At 62.8% G+C, this 14874-nt stretch carries 14 protein-coding genes; 7 read left to right on the top strand and 7 right to left on the bottom strand.

Translation table 11 applies throughout. The annotated features are described in order from the left end of the window. The first annotated feature begins 4 nt into the window (after window positions 1-4). The 4 genes from J0X03_RS18255 to cfa all read left to right on the top strand — a co-directional run bounded on the left by J0X03_RS18255 (window position 5) and on the right by cfa (window position 4426). A complete protein-coding gene (locus J0X03_RS18255; protein ID WP_116286602.1) occupies window positions 5-1270 on the top strand; it encodes a YlbE family protein in 1266 nt (421 codons plus the stop codon). Between the two features lie 16 nt (window positions 1271-1286). Then, the gene (locus J0X03_RS18250; RefSeq protein WP_052764897.1) at window positions 1287-2156 is read left to right on the top strand and encodes an oxamate carbamoyltransferase subunit AllH family protein; all 870 of its coding nucleotides are present in this window, start codon (window positions 1287-1289) and stop codon (window positions 2154-2156) included. Window positions 2157-2177: 21 nt separating this feature from the next. After that, window positions 2178-3080, top strand: coding sequence for a carbamate kinase (locus J0X03_RS18245; protein WP_047025725.1), 903 nt, complete (start codon window positions 2178-2180; stop codon window positions 3078-3080). 194 nt (window positions 3081-3274) lie between these two features. Next, a complete protein-coding gene (cfa, locus tag J0X03_RS18240) occupies window positions 3275-4426 on the top strand; it encodes a cyclopropane fatty acyl phospholipid synthase (protein ID WP_149542998.1) in 1152 nt (383 codons plus the stop codon). Window positions 4427-4538: 112 nt separating this feature from the next. Here the strand turns inward: cfa and J0X03_RS18235 are convergent, their stop codons facing one another. The 3 genes from J0X03_RS18235 to tesA all read right to left on the bottom strand — a co-directional run bounded on the left by J0X03_RS18235 (window position 4539) and on the right by tesA (window position 6912). Continuing rightward, window positions 4539-5393, bottom strand: a complete 855-nt coding sequence (locus tag J0X03_RS18235; RefSeq protein WP_033642135.1) for a co-chaperone YbbN — start codon at window positions 5391-5393, stop codon at window positions 4539-4541. Window positions 5394-5470: 77 nt separating this feature from the next. Then, window positions 5471-6247, bottom strand: a complete 777-nt coding sequence (locus J0X03_RS18230; protein ID WP_004940195.1) for an SDR family oxidoreductase — start codon at window positions 6245-6247, stop codon at window positions 5471-5473. A 26-nt stretch (window positions 6248-6273) separates the two neighbouring features. Then, on the bottom strand, window positions 6274-6912 hold the full coding sequence (gene tesA, locus J0X03_RS18225; protein WP_160880182.1) for a multifunctional acyl-CoA thioesterase I/protease I/lysophospholipase L1: 639 nt from the start codon (window positions 6910-6912) through the stop codon (window positions 6274-6276). Here tesA and ybbA point away from each other — a divergent pair. The 3 genes from ybbA (at window position 6883) to J0X03_RS18210 (ending at window position 11762) form a co-directional block, all read left to right on the top strand. Beyond that, window positions 6883-7569 (top strand): putative ABC transporter ATP-binding protein YbbA, encoded by a 687-nt coding sequence (gene ybbA / locus J0X03_RS18220; protein WP_004940192.1) that lies wholly within the window; start codon window positions 6883-6885, stop codon window positions 7567-7569. The two genes, tesA and ybbA, sit on opposite strands and share 30 nt — an antisense overlap. Next, on the top strand, window positions 7566-9998 hold the full coding sequence (ybbP, locus tag J0X03_RS18215) for a putative ABC transporter permease subunit YbbP (protein WP_033642137.1): 2433 nt from the start codon (window positions 7566-7568) through the stop codon (window positions 9996-9998). The genes ybbA and ybbP overlap by 4 nt, the downstream gene beginning before the upstream one ends. Before the next feature lie 357 nt (window positions 9999-10355). Beyond that, entirely contained in the window at window positions 10356-11762 is a 1407-nt protein-coding gene (locus J0X03_RS18210; RefSeq protein WP_033642138.1) for a sugar porter family MFS transporter, read from the top strand. A gap of 64 nt (window positions 11763-11826) precedes the next feature. Here J0X03_RS18210 and purK read toward each other — a convergent pair whose 3' ends face one another. The 4 genes from purK to ppiB all read right to left on the bottom strand — a co-directional run bounded on the left by purK (window position 11827) and on the right by ppiB (window position 14792). Further along, window positions 11827-12894: a 5-(carboxyamino)imidazole ribonucleotide synthase gene (gene purK / locus J0X03_RS18205; protein ID WP_069100256.1), complete on the bottom strand. Its 1068-nt coding sequence runs from the start codon at window positions 12892-12894 to the stop codon at window positions 11827-11829. Then, window positions 12891-13415 carry a 5-(carboxyamino)imidazole ribonucleotide mutase gene (purE, locus tag J0X03_RS18200; RefSeq protein ID WP_004940188.1) on the bottom strand — a complete coding sequence of 175 codons (525 nt, stop codon included), beginning with the start codon at window positions 13413-13415 and terminating at the stop codon, window positions 12891-12893. Before purE ends, purK begins: the two co-directional genes overlap by 4 nt. Before the next feature lie 149 nt (window positions 13416-13564). After that, on the bottom strand, window positions 13565-14287 hold the full coding sequence (locus J0X03_RS18195) for a UDP-2,3-diacylglucosamine diphosphatase (RefSeq protein ID WP_149543000.1): 723 nt from the start codon (window positions 14285-14287) through the stop codon (window positions 13565-13567). Window positions 14288-14297: 10 nt separating this feature from the next. Next, window positions 14298-14792 carry a peptidylprolyl isomerase B gene (gene ppiB / locus J0X03_RS18190; protein ID WP_016928800.1) on the bottom strand — a complete coding sequence of 165 codons (495 nt, stop codon included), beginning with the start codon at window positions 14790-14792 and terminating at the stop codon, window positions 14298-14300. Window positions 14793-14874: the final 82 nt, after the last annotated feature.

Genomic DNA, 14874 nt, shown 5'->3' with positions numbered 1-14874 from the left:
CGCTATGTACGCAACGATTGAGCAAGCAAACGCCGCCGTTATCGCCCGTATCCGCGAGGCGCGCCCGCACTGGCAGGATGTGGATCTGGCGCATCGGTTGATCCCGCAGCTGGCCGAAGGGCGCAAGCTGCTGCACGCCGGCCCGCCGGTCACCTGGCAAGAAATGAGCGGCCCGGTGCGCGGCGCCTGCATCGGTGCCTGCCTGTTTGAAGGCTGGGCGCAGGATGAGCAGCAGGCGCTGACGCTGCTGGAGCAGGGGGAAATCGAGTTTATCCCGTGCCACAGCGTGAGTGCGGTGGGGCCGATGGGCGGTATCACCTCGGCCCACATGCCGATGGTGGTGGTTAGGAACACCGTTCACGGCAATTACGCCTACTGCAACATGAACGAAGGCATCGGCAAAGTGATGCGCTTCGGCGCCTACGGTGAGGACGTGCAGCAGCGCCTGCGCTGGATGCGCGACTCGCTGGCCCCGGTGCTGAAAGCGGTGCTGGCGACGCTGGACGAAGGGATCGATCTGACCGCCTTGATGGCGCAGGCGATCAGCATGGGGGACGAATTCCACCAGCGCAATATCGCGGCCTCGGCGCTGTTGATGCGCAGGCTGGCACCGGAGATCAGCCTGCTGCCTCGCGATAAGGCGGAGCTGGCGCAGGTGATGCAATTCCTCAGCATCACCGATCAGTTCTTCCTCAATCTGGCGATGGCTTACTGCAAGGCGGCGATGGATGCGGGAGCGGAAATTGAGCAGGGCACCATCGTCACGGTAATGACCCGCAACGGCAAGAACTTCGGCATCAAGATCAGCGGCATGGGCGATCGGTGGTTCACCGCCCCCGTCAATACGCCGGAAGGGCTGTTCTTCTCCGGCTTCAGCCAGGCGGACGCCAACCCGGACATCGGCGACAGCGCGATCACCGAAACCTTCGGCATTGGCGGCGCGGCGATGGTCGCGGCCCCGGGCGTGACGCGCTTCGTCGGGGCTTCCGGCGGCATGAGCGCCGCCACCGACATCTCTGAGGAAATGGCGGAGATCTACCTCGAGCGCAACATGATGCTGCAGATCCCGACCTGGGACTTCCAGGGCGCCTGCCTGGGGCTGGATGCCCGGCGGGTGGTGGAAACCGGCATCACGCCGCTGATTAACACCGGCATCGCCCACCGCGAAGCCGGCGTCGGGCAAATTGGTGCCGGCACGGTGCGTGCACCGCTCGGCTGCTTCGAGAAAGCGATCGAAGCGCTGGCCGACAAGCTCGGCATCACGGCGTAAGCGAACGGAGGCGCGTATGGACATTATCGCGTTGGCCGGCAGCCGACATGCGACGCAGGATTACGGCGCGCTGCGCTGCGTCGGCAGCTTCAACAACGCGATCAATTTCCTGACGGAAAACGCGCAGTTGCTGACGCTGCACCGCGCCGGCAGTGGCCTGAGCCCGATGGGCTGGCAGCTCGGTACGCGGGATTTCGACCGCGTGCGTGATGCGGCGCCGTCCGCGCGTCGCTGCGCTTTTTCCGCCGCAGGCATCACGTTGGATGCGCTCCTTGTCCGGCCCGACGCGGCGGCGCGGGATCTGGCACTGGCGCCGCCGGCGGTCATCGCCGATCGGCCGCTGACGACAGTATTGCAGCGCTGCACGGCGCAGTGCGGGTTGCACGGCGAGCTGGGCCGATTGGTGAAGCAGCCGTTAACGCCGGAACCGGCCGGGCTGGTGCGGGAGTTCTCCCGTTGGCTGCGGGGCGGCGTGGTCGACTGGCGCCAGGTGTTGGGCAAGGGGCCGGGGCTGACGCCGAGCAACGACGACACCTTGCTCGGCCTGCTGCTGAGCGCGCACCTCGACAGCCGAATCCGGATCGCCGGACTGGCGCCGTTTTTCGCCCAGACGCCACCGCTGGACGCGCTGACCACTCTGGTGAGCGCGCACTACCTGCGCTACGCCGAGCAGGGCGTGTTCGCCACGCCGCTGCATGCGTTGGCGCAGGGGCTGCGGGCGCCTGAAGACGTATCGGCGGCGGTGGAGGCGGTGCTGAGCCTGGGGCACTTTTCGGGAGCGGACACGCTGCTGGGCGTGTGGCTGGGGGTGACGACGATTAACGCACTGTGCGGCGCGCGGTGTGAACACGAGGGCCGGATCGCGGATCCGGCCGGGACGGTATGATTTCAACTACGGGTGCAAACCATGAAAACCTTGGTCATTGCGTTGGGCGGCAACGCCCTGTTGCAGCGCGGAGCCGTGCTCTCTGCGGAAAATCAGTATAAGAGCATCGCCCTCATCGCCGATGCCATCGGCAAGCTGGCGCAGAAATACCGCATCGCCATCGTGCACGGCAACGGCCCGCAGGTGGGGCTGCTGGCATTGCAGAACCTGGCGTACCGCGATGTGCCGCCCTATCCGCTGGATATTCTGGTGGCCGAAAGCCAGGGCATGATCGGCTATATGCTGGCGCAGCAGCTGAGCGCCAGCCATCCGCAGCAGCCGGTGTCCACGCTGCTGACGCGGGTGCTGGTGGACGCGCAGGATGCGGATTATCAGGCGCCGAGCAAGTTCATCGGGCCGGTGTATGCGCCGGAACAGCGGCAGGCGCTGGAGGCCAAATACGGCTGGACGCTGAAGGCGGACGGTAACTACATTCGCCGGGTGGTGCCTTCGCCGGCGCCGCAAAAAATCCTCGACATCGAGGCGATCACGCTGCTGCTGTCGCAGCGGCACATCGTGATCTGCAACGGCGGCGGCGGTATCCCGATGATCGCCGGCGAGCATGGGCTGACGGGCAGCGAAGCGGTGATCGACAAAGATCTGGCGGCGGCGCTGTTGGCGGAGCAGGTGGGGGCCGATCATCTGGTGATCCTCACCGATGCCGACGCGGTGTACCAGGAGTGGGGCACGCCGCGCCAGCGTGCCATTCGGCGCGCCACCACGCAGGAGCTGGCGCCGATGGCGGTGGCGGACGGCGCCATGGGGCCGAAGATCATGGCGGTCAGCCGCTTCGTCGATCGCACCGGGCGAACGGCGCATATCGGTGGCCTGCAGGATATCGACGCGGTGCTGGCGGGCCAGGCCGGCACCTCTATTTTACCTTAGCCGCCTTCGGTTGATCCGCGCCCGCGTTGGCGCGGATAAGTATGCCTAAATGGCATGATTTCAATAATTTTTATTCATTTCATGATGTTGCTCGCCTTGGCTAGAGTAAAAACACCCCCGTGTTTACCGTCAAAAATTTGTCATTTTCATTTGCGACTATGCTTTTTGAAATGACATTTCGGCCAAGGATTGTTATGGATTCGCTCAGTGTTGATGAACTCGCCCAGAAGAACGATCGCTGGTATCGCATTGTGGAGGAGATGTTGGCGGAAGCCGGCGTCGCCATCAACGGCCCGCGCGCCTGGGATATCCGGGTGCATAACCCGGCGCTGTTCAAACGCATTTTGCAGGAAGGCTCGCTCGGCTTCGGCGAAAGCTATATGGACGGCTGGTGGGAGTGCGAACGGCTGGACATGCTGTTCACCCGCATTCTGCAGGCCGGCGTCGATGAACGGCTGCCGAAAAGCCTGAGCGACATCGCGCGCATCGCCTATGCCCGGCTGTTCAATCGCCAATCGCGCAAGCGCGCCTGGCAGGTGGGCAAAGAGCACTACGACATCGGCAACGACCTGTTTCGGGCGATGCTCGATCCTTATATGCAATACTCCTGCGGCTACTGGAAAGAGGCGCAGACGCTGGAGCAGGCGCAGCAGGCCAAGCTCAGGATGATCTGCGAAAAACTGCAGTTGAAACCGGGCATGACGCTGCTGGATATCGGCTGCGGCTGGGGCGGATTGGCGCAGTTTGCGGCGCAAAACTACGGCGTCTCGGTGCACGGTGTGACCATTTCCGCCGAGCAGCAGAAGCTGGCGCAGGAACGCTGCGCCGGGCTGGACGTCGAGATCTTGCTGCAGGATTACCGCGATCTGGATCGCCAGTTCGATTGCATCGTGTCGGTCGGCATGTTCGAGCACGTCGGGCCGAAAAACTATGAGACCTACTTCAGCGTCGCGGCGCGCAACCTGAAGCCCGACGGTCTGTTCCTGCTGCACACCATCGGTTCCAATCAAACCGATCTCAACGTCGACGCCTGGATAGACAAATACATCTTCCCCAACGGCTGCCTGCCTTCGGTGCGGCATATCGCCGAGGCCAGCGAAGGGCGTTTCGTGATGGAGGATTGGCACAACTTTGGCGCCGATTACGATCGCACGCTGATGGCCTGGCTGGAGAATTTCAAACGGGCGTGGCCGGATCTGATGGGCGGTTATTCCGAGCGCTTCGAACGCATGTTCACCTATTACCTGAACGCCTGCGCCGGCGCGTTCCGTTCGCGCAACATTCAGCTGTGGCAGGTGTTGTTCAGCCCGGCGGGCGTGGAGGGCGGGGTGCGGGTCTATCGCTAATCCCCGTCATATTTCAAGCTGGCTGCACGTTCGAGCCCTGGTCGCTTAGTTATCTAAGCGCCCAGGGCTTTTCACATTTGCCGCCTGGATGCAGCTTCAGGTATGACGGATATCAGTACAGCAGGGAGTACAGCTGGCGGCGATATTTAGCGGCCAGCGCGTCGCCGGTGCCGAGCGCGGCCAGAATGTCCATCAGGGTTTTGCGCGCGCTGCCGTTGGCGGCGGCCAGATCTTTCTTCAGATGCCCCATCAGCAGTTCCAGCGCTTCTTCGTTACGCCCGACCTGATGCAGTTGCAGCGCCAGCTGCACCGCCAGTTCGACGTTGTCCGGCTGCTGCTGCACCTGCTGTTGCAGCTGTTGGATTTCCGGCGTGTCCGCCGCCTGCTTCAACAATTCAATCTGCGCCACCAGACCTTGATAGCGGGTATCGCGATCCTGCAGCGGGATGGTCGCCAGCACCGCTTCAGCGTCTTCGCTGCGGCTGAGCGCGATCTGAGTTTCGGCCAGCGTCAGGCCGATGTCGCTGCGCTGTTGGCTGCTCTGCCAGGCGTCTTTCAGCAGCGGCAGCGCTTCGGCGGCGTTGCCGGCGGCCAGCAGCTCCTGCGCCTGTGCCAGTTTCAGATCTTCTTCCTTCGGCAGGAAACGCTGCAGCAAATCGCGGATCGCTTCTTCCGGCTGCGGGCCCTGGAAGCCGTCGACCGGCTGACCGTCTTTGAACAGGTAGACCGTCGGAATAGAACGCAGCCCGAATTGCGAGGCGATCATCTGTTCGGCGTCGCAGTCCACCTTGGCCAGAATGAACTGACCGGCGTATTCCGCCGCCAGCTTGTCCAGCACCGGCGTGAGCTGCAGGCAGTGTTGGCTGCGCTCGGACCAGAAGTAGAACAGCACCGGTGTGGACATCGATTGTTCCAGCGTCTGGTGCAGGTTAGTTTCGTTAATATCAACAACAGCTTGAGCTAGCATCTTTTTTCTCTCTGATCGTGCGGAGCCATGGGGTGTAGATGGGGGCGCGCCGCCATTCTTCAACCCCGTCGGGCGAATTAAGCGTTGCTGCGCAGCAGCCAATCCAGACAGCGGCCCGGCAAAATGCGGCGCAGCACGCTCATCGCGTGCGCCAGCAGGGTGACCGGATAGCGCAGTTTGGCGCGCGGGCTTTCCAGCGCGTGGCGCAGTTTGGGCAGAATGGCCTCCGGCGGCAGCGTCAGGCGCTTGGCGATGCCGGGATTGTGCACCGGTTTGTCGCTCTGCGCCTGGTTGACGTTCTGGCTAAAGTGGGTGGAGATCGGCCCCGGTTCGATCAGGCTGACCTGAATGCCGCTGCCGTGCAGCTCCATGCGCAGCGCGTCCGACCAGGCTTCCAGCGCGAACTTGCTGGCGGCGTAGGCGCCGCGCCCGGCGCTGGAGACCAGGCCCATCACCGAACTGGTCTGAATGATCCGCCCTTCGCCGTGCGGCAACATCGCCGGCAACAGCAGCTGGGTCAGTTGGTGGGTGCCGAACAGGTTGGTGGCAAACTGCCGTTCCAGCTGGCTGCGCGAAATGCGGCTGAGCGGGCCGTAAACGCCGAAACCGCCGTTATTGAACAGACCGTACAGCCGGCCGTCGGTCAGCGCGATCACCTCGGCGGCGGCGCGCTCGACGCTGGCGCTGTCGTCCAGATCCAGCTCGATGCCTTCCAGCCCGAGCTGGCGCATGTTTTCCACGTCCTGCGGCTTGCGGCAGGCGGCCAGCACCCGGTAGCCGCGGTTGCGCAGATCCTGCGCCGCAATCAAGCCAATCCCGCTGGAACAGCCGGTTATCAATACCGCTTTTTGCATAACTTTACCTAGTGTACGACCCTAATTTAGTGAGACTCATGCTTTACTAGAGGCTCCAGGCGCTCCGCCATCCAGGTGGCGATAAACGGCTGGGCGTCCCCATTGGGGTGCAATCCGTCATCCTGCATCCATTCCGGCTTCACCACCACCTGTTCCATATAGAACGGCAGCAGCGGAATGTTGAACTGCTTGGCCAGTGCCGGGTAGACGGCGGCGAACGCTTCAGTATAGCGGCGGCCGTAGTTCGGCGGGATGCGGATCTGCATCAGCAGCGGCTGCGCGCCGGCCTGCTGCACCAACGTGATGATTTGGCCGAGATCGCGCTGTACGTCCTGCGCCGGGAAGCCGCGCAGGCCGTCGTTGGCGCCCAGCTCGATCAGCACCCAGCGCGGCTGATGCTGTTTCAGCAGCGCAGGCAGACGCACCAGCCCCTGCGCGGCGGTGTCGCCGCTGATGCTGGCGTTGACCAGCTGCGGCGCACCCGGTTTTTTCTGCCACTGTTCGGCCAACAGCGTCGGCCACGCCCGCTCGATCGGCAGGCGGTAACCGGCGCTTAAACTGTCGCCTAAAATCAACAAGGTATCGGCGGCGGCAGCGCGTAAACTGAATAATCCCAACAGCAAAAGGAAGGGAAGATGCCAGCGGAAAACGTTCTTGAAGTTCATCATCTTAGTAAACACGTTGGTCAGGGTGAGCATCAGCTCACCATCCTTACCGGAGTCGAGCTGCTTGTCAAACCCGCGCAGACGATCGCCCTGATCGGCGAATCCGGATCGGGGAAATCGACCTTGCTGGGCATTTTGGCCGGGCTGGATGACGGCAGCGAAGGCGAGGTGCGCTTGCTCGGCGAGTCGCTGACCGCGCTGGACGAAGAGGGGCGCGCCGCGCTGCGCGCCAGGAATGTCGGCTTCGTGTTTCAGTCGTTCATGCTGGTGCCGACGCTGAACGCGCTGGAGAACGTGCAACTGCCGGCGCTGTTGCGCGGCGAGAGCGACAGACAGAGCCGCGAGCAGGCGGTGCAGCTGCTCGAGCAGTTGGGGCTGGGGAAACGGCTCGATCACCTGCCGGCGCAGCTGTCCGGCGGCGAGCAGCAGCGCGTGGCGCTGGCGCGCGCCTTCAGCGGCCGACCGCGGGTGCTGTTCGCCGATGAACCGACCGGCAACCTCGATCGTCAGACCGGCGATCGCATCGCCGACCTGCTGTTTTCCCTCAACCGCGATTTTGACACCACCCTGATCCTGGTGACCCATGACGAAACCCTGGCGGCGCGCTGCCAGCGGCGGCTGCGGCTGCGCGAAGGCAAGCTGTGGGAGGAAGCATGATCTGGCGCTGGTTCTGGCGCGAATGGCGCTCGCCGTCGCTGCTGATCGTGTGGCTGGCGCTGACGCTCTCCGTCGCCTGCGTGCTGGCGCTGGGCAGCATCAGCGATCGCATGGACAAAGGGCTCAGCCAGCAGAGCCGCGATTTTATCGCCGGCGATCGGGTGCTGCGCAGCGCGCATCCGGTGCCGGAAGGCTGGCTGCTGGACGCGCAGCAACAAGGGCTGAAGGTGAGCCGTCAGCTGTCGTTCACCACCATGACCTATGCCGGCGATCGGCCGCAGCTGGCGGACGTGAAAGCCACCGATTTGGCCTATCCGCTGTACGGCAAGCTGGAAACGCGCCCGGCCAACATCCAGCCCGAACCGGGCAGCGTGCTGGTGGCGCCGCGTTTGCTGGCGCTGCTGAACGTGAAAGTGGGGGATTCGCTGGAGGTGGGCGACACCACGCTGCGCATCGCCGGTGAAATCATTCAGGAGCCGGACGCCGGTTTCAATCCATTCCAGACCGCGCCGCGCATCATGATCAACCTGGCGGACGTCGATAAGACCGGCGCGGTGCAGCCGGGCAGCCGCCTGACCTACCGCTACATGTTCGCCGGCGCCGAGCCGGATATTCAACGTTACGAAGAACGGCTGACGCCGCAGTTGACGCCGGATCAGCGCTGGTTCGGGCTGCAGGAGTCCGGCAGCGCGCTCGGCAAGTCGCTGCAGCGCTCCCAACAGTTCCTGCTGTTGTCGGCCCTGCTGACGCTGCTGTTGTCGATCGCCGCCGTGGCGGTGGCGATGAGCCACTATTGCCGCAGCCGCTACGATCTGATCGCGGTGCTGAAAACCCTTGGCGCCGGGCGCGGCGCGCTGCGCAAATTGATCGTCGGCCAGTGGCTGGCGGTGATGGCGCTGGCGGCGGTGTGCGGCGGGGCGATCGGGCTGGCGTTCGAGGCGCTGTTGATTCGCCTGCTGAAGCCGGTGTTGCCGGCCGCGTTGCCCGCCGCCGGCGTCTGGCCGTGGCTGTGGGCGCTCGGTGCGCTGGTGCTGATTTCGCTGCTGGTCGGGTTGCGGCCGTATCGCCAGTTGCTGGCCACCCAGCCGCTGCGGGTGCTGCGTCGCGATGTGGCAGCCAACGTCTGGCCGCTGCGCTACTTCCTGCCGGTGACGGCGGCGATCGTGGTCGCGTTGTTGGTGTTGCTGATGGGAGCCAGCACGTTGCTGTGGGCGATCCTGGCGGGCATGGCGGTGCTGGCGCTGCTGCTGGGCGGTATAGGGTGGGGCAGCCTGCTGCTGTTGCGCCGCATCACGCTCAAGAGTCTGGCGCTGCGGCTGGCGGTCAACCGCCTGCTGCATCAGCCGTGGGTGACCATCAGCCAGTTGGCGGCGTTCTCGCTGTCGTTCATGCTGTTGGCGCTGCTGTTGGTGCTGCGCGGCGATCTGCTCGAACGCTGGCAGCAACAGCTGCCGCCGGACAGCCCGAACTATTTCCTACTCAACATGACCGAGGCGCAGGTGCCGCAGGTGAAAACTTTCCTGCAGCAGCACCAGATCAAACCGGAAACCTATTACCCGATCGTCCGGGTGCGCCTGACCGAGATAAACCAGCAGGTGGCGACCGAACGGGTGCATGAGGACGATCCGGGCGGCGAGGCGGTGAACCGTGAGCTGAACCTGACCTGGCTGGCCGAGCTGCCGGATCACAATCCGTTGGTGGCGGGCAATTGGCCGCCGAAAAGCGGCGAAGTCTCGATGGATGAAGGCATCGCCGGGCGGCTGAAGATCAAGCTGGGCGACACGCTGACCTTCAGCGGCGATACCCAGGCGTTCAGCGCCAAAGTCACCAGCCTGCGCCAGGTGGATTGGGAAAGCCTGAAGCCGAACTTTTACTTTATCTTCCCGCCGGGCGCGCTGGACGGCCAGCCGCAGACCTGGCTCACCAGCTTCCGCTACGACGGCGATGGCCGGATGTTGACCCAGCTCAACCGCCAGTTCCCAACGCTCAGCCTGCTGGACATCGGCGCGATCCTGAAACAGGTCGGCGGCGTGCTGCAACAGGTCAGCCGCGCGCTGGAGGTGATGGTGGTGCTGGTGGTGCTGTGCGGCGGCCTGCTGCTGCTGGCGCAGGTGCAGGTCGGCATGCGTCAGCGGCGGCAGGAGCTGGTGGTCTATCGCACGCTGGGCGCCGGTAAACGGCTGCTGCGCCGCACGCTGTGGTGCGAGTTTGCCCTGCTGGGGCTGGTGGCGGGCATCGCGGCGGCGGTGGGGGCCGAGGCGGCGCTGTGGCTGCTGCAAAGCCGGGTGTTCGACTTCCCGTGGACGCCGACGCCGGTGCTGTGGTGGGCGCTGCCGCTGGCCAGCGCGCTGCTGCTGTCGCTGTGCGGCGGCTGGCTGGGCGTGCGCTTGCTGCGCGGCCGGGCGCTGTTCCGCAGTTATGATGGCTGATCTGGCGATCGCAGGCCCGTTGCCGCCAAGCGTGGCCGGGCCTGCCGATTTTCTTTCGCGCGTCACTGGCGCAATTCCTCTTCATGCCCATTCATTGTGAAATCGATTACATTTATGTCATATCGATACGTTTGCCATTGGTCATCGGTGTAGCGGATAGTTGGCTGACTTCGCCTGTTTTACGCATTGATTTAGAGGGTTACGCATGTATTAAGTGAATTCATCCGCCATAAAAAACGGCCTAAAAAGATTTAATGGAATGTAACCGTTTTCACTAATGTGATCGCACTCACTTATCTCCGACGCATTGCCTCCTATCATGTCGCACACTGATGACCGTTTTCTCCTGGAGGCTGTATGAGCGATACCGTCAAAGTGACACCGGCGGAGAAAAGCCCGACTCATGTCGGCATGACTTTTTTCGTCTGTTTTTTAGCCGCCTTGGCCGGCCTGCTGTTCGGTCTTGATATCGGCGTGATCGCCGGCGCCCTGCCGTTTATTACCGATACTTTTCAGATCACCAGCTCTCAGCAGGAGTGGGTGGTCAGCTCAATGATGTTTGGCGCCGCCGTCGGCGCCATCGGCAGCGGCTGGATGAACTTCCGGCTGGGGCGCAAATACAGTTTGATGATCGGCGCAATCCTCTTCGTGGCGGGATCGCTGTGTTCTGCGTTCGCTCCCAACGTGGAGGTGTTGATCGTTTCACGTATTCTGCTGGGATTGGCGGTGGGGATCGCTTCTTATACCGCGCCGATTTATCTTTCTGAAATCGCGCCGGAGAAAATCCGCGGCAGCATGATCTCGATGTATCAATTGATGATCACCATCGGCATTCTGGCCGCTTACCTGTCTGATACGGCATTCAGCTATACCGGCGCCTGGCGCTGGATGTTGGGCGTCATCACCATCCCGGCCGGGCTGTTGTTGGTCGGCGTGTTCTTTTTGCCTGACAGCCCGCGGTGGTTGGCCTCGCGTAATCGCCATGAGCAAGCGCGTCAGGTGTTGGAGAAGCTGCGCGACAGCAGTGCCCAGGCGCAGTATGAGCTGAATGAAATTCGTGAAAGCCTCAAACTGAAGCAAAGCGGTTGGGCGTTGTTCAAAGGCAATAAAAATTTCCGCCGCGCGGTTTTCCTTGGCATTCTTCTTCAGGTGATGCAGCAGTTTACCGGGATGAACGTCACCATGTATTACGCGCCGAAGATTTTCGGTCTGGCGGGCTTCGCCAGTACGGAACAGCAGATGTGGGGCACGGTGATCGTCGGTCTGGTCAACGTGCTGGCCACCTTTATCGCTATTGGGCTGGTTGACCGCTGGGGCCGCAAGCCCACTTTGATCCTTGGGTTTATCGTGATGGCCGTCGGCATGGGGGCGCTGGGCACCATGATGAACATCGGCATGAACTCGGCGGCGGAGCAATATTTCGCCATCGTCATGCTGCTGATGTTTATCGTCGGCTTTGCCATGAGCGCCGGCCCGCTGATTTGGGTGCTGTGCTCAGAGATCCAGCCATTGAAAGGCCGCGATTTCGGCATCACCTGTTCCACCGCCACTAACTGGATAGCCAATATGATCGTGGGGGCGACGTTCCTGACCATGCTGAATTCGTTGGGCAGCGCTCACACCTTTTGGGTTTACGCGGGGCTTAACGTGCTGTTTGTTTTCATCACGCTGGCGCTGATCCCGGAAACCAAAAATATTTCACTGGAACACATTGAGCGCAATCTGATGGCCGGCAAACCGTTGCGTAATATCGGCTCGCGTTGATCTTTGCGGCAATAAAAAAGGCTCAGCCTGGGCTGAACCTTCTTCTTTTCGGCGGTGTAAACCGTTAAGCCAGCTTCTGCTGTGCCCAGGCCAGCCCGCTTTGGTATTCGCCCGGCAGCAGCGGCGCCAGCGCCTGCAGCGCCTGATGCAGATCGGCGGCGCTCGGGTCGTTCAGATTGAGGTGGCCGACCTTGCGGCCCGGGCGCACCTCTTTCTCATACCAGTGCAGATGCACCAGCGGCAGCGACAGCCACTGTTCGTTGACGGCGGTGCCGATCAGGTTGACCATCACCGACGGTGTGCTCACCACCGGCTGCGGCAGCGGCAGGCCGAGGATGGCGCGCAGGTGCAGCTCGAACTGGCTGATGGATGCGCCGTTTTGCGTCCAGTGGCCGCTGTTGTGCACGCGCGGCGCCAGTTCGTTGATCAACAGTCGATCGCCGACGATAAAGCACTCCATCGCCATCACGCCGACGTAGTTCAGCTCGTTCAGGATCGCCGCCAGCATCTGCTCGGCCTGTTGCTGCAGCGCCGGATTGGGCTGCGGCAGCGCCACGCTGGCGCGCAGGATGCCGTCTTCATGCAGGTTGTGGGTCAGCGGGTAGAAGACCGAACGGCCGTCGTGGCCGCGCGCGCCCACCAGCGACACTTCGCCGGAGAAATTGATGCCTTGCTCGACGATGCACTCGCCATAGGCATCGGCCGGCAGTTCGGCTTCCTGCCCCGGACGCAGGCGCCACTGGCCGCGGCCGTCATAGCCGCCGACCCGGCGTTTGACGATCGCCAGCTCGCCCAGCGCAGCGAACACCTGCGGCCATTCGGCGGCGCTCGCCAGCAGCTGCCACGGCGCGGTCGCCAGGCCGAGCTGATCGAGCAGCTGCTTTTGCGTCAGGCGATCCGCCAAACGCGGGAAGATGTCGCGGTTGACGAAGGCGCTGTGAGTCGCCAGTTCGCGCGTCAGCGCGGTTTCCGGCCAGCGTTCAATCTCGGCGGTAATGACGCTGTTCTGATACGGCACCGCCTCAGGTTCGGCATCGATGCCGACAGGGTAGACGGCGATGCCCAGCGGTTCGCCGGCCTGGCGCAGCATGCGCCCCAGCTGACCGTTGCCCAATACGCAAACCGGCTTCATGCGTCCTCCCGCGGATCGGGGTGGTTCAAAACGTCTTCAGTCTGCGCCTGACGCCAGTCCGCCAAACGCTGCGCCAGCGCGGCGTCGTGCAGCGCCAGGATCTGCATCGCCAGCAGCCCGGCGTTGGCGGCGCCGGCTTTGCCGATCGCCAGCGTCCCCACCGGAATGCCGCGCGGCATCTGCACGATGGAGTAGAGGCTGTCCACGCCGCTCAGCGCGGCGCTTTGCACCGGCACACCCAGCACCGGCACCAGCGTTTTCGCCGCCAGCATGCCCGGCAGATGCGCGGCACCGCCGGCGCCGGCGATGATCACGTCAAAGCCGTTGGCGGCAGCCTGCTCGGCGAAGCTGAACAGCTTGTCCGGCGTGCGGTGAGCGGAAACGACTTCGACATGGAAGGGGACATCGAGCTGGGTCAGGACTTCGGCGGCGAACTGCATGGTGGCCCAGTCACTTTTCGATCCCATTACAATTGCGATTTTAGCCCCGGCATTGGCGGCTGAAGCGGCGTTGGCTCCCATGGGTGTAAGGCTCCTGTGATTTGTCTGGCGTCGGCTGAGGGCCGAATGAGGGCGTAGAGCATACCATGAGCGCACGGCGAGGAAAACGGTTGCGTCGCCGGTTTTCACCGGCGAAAGCGCGAATTTTCACCCGCGCGCCAGTACGGAACTCAGAACGGGAATTGGATCAGCTCGACGGCGTCGGCGCTGACTTTGATCATCGATCCTTCGACGTGCCAGGCGCCCAGCACCGCGCGATGGGCTTCGCCGTTGCTCAACGCCAGCCGATGCACCGCCGGGCGATGGGTATGGCCGTGGATCATCCAGTGCACATCGTGGCGCAGCATCGTTTGCTCGACCGCCTGCGGATTGACGTCCATGATGGCGTCCGACTTGTACTGGTTGGATTGCTGGCTGCGGGCGCGCATCTTGGCGGCGATCTTCAGTCGCCAGCGCAGCGGCAGCGCGAGGAACAGTTTTTGAGTCAGCGGGTTGTGCACTTTACGGCGGAATTGCTGATAGGCTTGATCGTCGGTGCACAGGGTGTCGCCGTGCAGGATCAGGATCCTGCGGCCGTACAGCTCCAGCACTTTTTCTTCCGGCAGCAGCTGCATGCCGCTGGCGCGGGCGAAGCGCTTGCCGAGCAGAAAATCGCGGTTGCCGTGGATGAAATAGCAGGGCACGCCGGCCTGTTGCAGCGCTTTCAGCGCCGCGGCGATCTCCGCGTGCAGCGGCTCGGGATCGTCGTCGCCGATCCAGGCTTCAAACAGGTCGCCGAGGATGTACAGCGCGTCGGCGTGCACCGCTTCGCGCCGTAAAAAACGCAGAAAACCGGCAGTGATTGCCGGTTCCTGTGCGCACAAGTGCAGATCTGCGATGAACAGCGTACTCATGCAGCCGCGATTACTCGCTGACGGTCACGCTGTTGATCACCACGTCTTCTACCGGTACGTCCTGGTGCATGCCGCTGCGGCCGGTTTTCACGCCTTTGATCTTGTTGACCACGTCCATGCCTTCAACCACTTCAGCAAACACGCAGTAGCCCCAGCCCTGCACGTTTTCGCCGCGGAAGTTCAGGAAGTCGTTGTCAGCCACGTTGATGAAGAACTGTGCGGTGGCGGAGTGCGGATCGTTGGTGCGCGCCATTGCCAGGGTGCCGATGGTGTTTTTCAAACCGTTGTTGGCTTCGTTCTTGATGGCTGCGTTGGTCGCTTTCTGGTTCATGCCCGGCTCGAAACCGCCGCCCTGGATCATGAAGCCGTTGATCACACGGTGGAAGATGGTGTTGTCGTAGAAACCGGCGCGGCAGTAGTTCAGGAAGTTTTCAACGGTAACCGGCGCTTTGTCAGCAAAGGTCTTGATAACGATATCGCCGTGATTGGTGTGGAAAGTAACCATAGTTTTAATCCTAACAAGGTGAAGTGAGACGTCACGTAAAGCGAGTGAACATTCAGACCGCCCTTATAACATATCCGCCCCA

The organism is Serratia ureilytica, assembly GCF_017309605.1.
Taxonomy (GTDB): domain Bacteria; phylum Pseudomonadota; class Gammaproteobacteria; order Enterobacterales; family Enterobacteriaceae; genus Serratia; species Serratia ureilytica.
Note: the sequence above shows the minus strand (reverse complement) of the source record. Positions and strands in the feature narration are given on the sequence as shown.

Excerpts from the sequence above, each read along its gene's own strand:
- J0X03_RS18230 (WP_004940195.1), bottom strand. The coding sequence starts at position 6,247 with ATGCAAAAAGCGGTATTGATAACCGGCTGTTCCAGCGGGATTGGCTTG.
- purK (WP_069100256.1), bottom strand. The coding sequence starts at position 12,894 with ATGAAGCCGGTTTGCGTATTGGGCAACGGTCAGCTGGGGCGCATGCTG.
- ybbA (WP_004940192.1), top strand. The coding sequence starts at position 6,883 with ATGCCAGCGGAAAACGTTCTTGAAGTTCATCATCTTAGTAAACACGTT.
- J0X03_RS18250 (WP_052764897.1), top strand. The coding sequence starts at position 1,287 with ATGGACATTATCGCGTTGGCCGGCAGCCGACATGCGACGCAGGATTAC.
- J0X03_RS18210 (WP_033642138.1), top strand. The coding sequence starts at position 10,356 with ATGAGCGATACCGTCAAAGTGACACCGGCGGAGAAAAGCCCGACTCAT.
- tesA (WP_160880182.1), bottom strand. The coding sequence starts at position 6,912 with ATGAACTTCAAGAACGTTTTCCGCTGGCATCTTCCCTTCCTTTTGCTG.
- cfa (WP_149542998.1), top strand. The coding sequence starts at position 3,275 with ATGGATTCGCTCAGTGTTGATGAACTCGCCCAGAAGAACGATCGCTGG.
- purE (WP_004940188.1), bottom strand. The coding sequence starts at position 13,415 with ATGGGAGCCAACGCCGCTTCAGCCGCCAATGCCGGGGCTAAAATCGCA.
- J0X03_RS18255 (WP_116286602.1), top strand. The coding sequence starts at position 5 with ATGTACGCAACGATTGAGCAAGCAAACGCCGCCGTTATCGCCCGTATC.
- J0X03_RS18235 (WP_033642135.1), bottom strand. The coding sequence starts at position 5,393 with ATGCTAGCTCAAGCTGTTGTTGATATTAACGAAACTAACCTGCACCAG.
- ybbP (WP_033642137.1), top strand. The coding sequence starts at position 7,566 with ATGATCTGGCGCTGGTTCTGGCGCGAATGGCGCTCGCCGTCGCTGCTG.
- J0X03_RS18245 (WP_047025725.1), top strand. The coding sequence starts at position 2,178 with ATGAAAACCTTGGTCATTGCGTTGGGCGGCAACGCCCTGTTGCAGCGC.
- ppiB (WP_016928800.1), bottom strand. The coding sequence starts at position 14,792 with ATGGTTACTTTCCACACCAATCACGGCGATATCGTTATCAAGACCTTT.
- J0X03_RS18195 (WP_149543000.1), bottom strand. The coding sequence starts at position 14,287 with ATGAGTACGCTGTTCATCGCAGATCTGCACTTGTGCGCACAGGAACCG.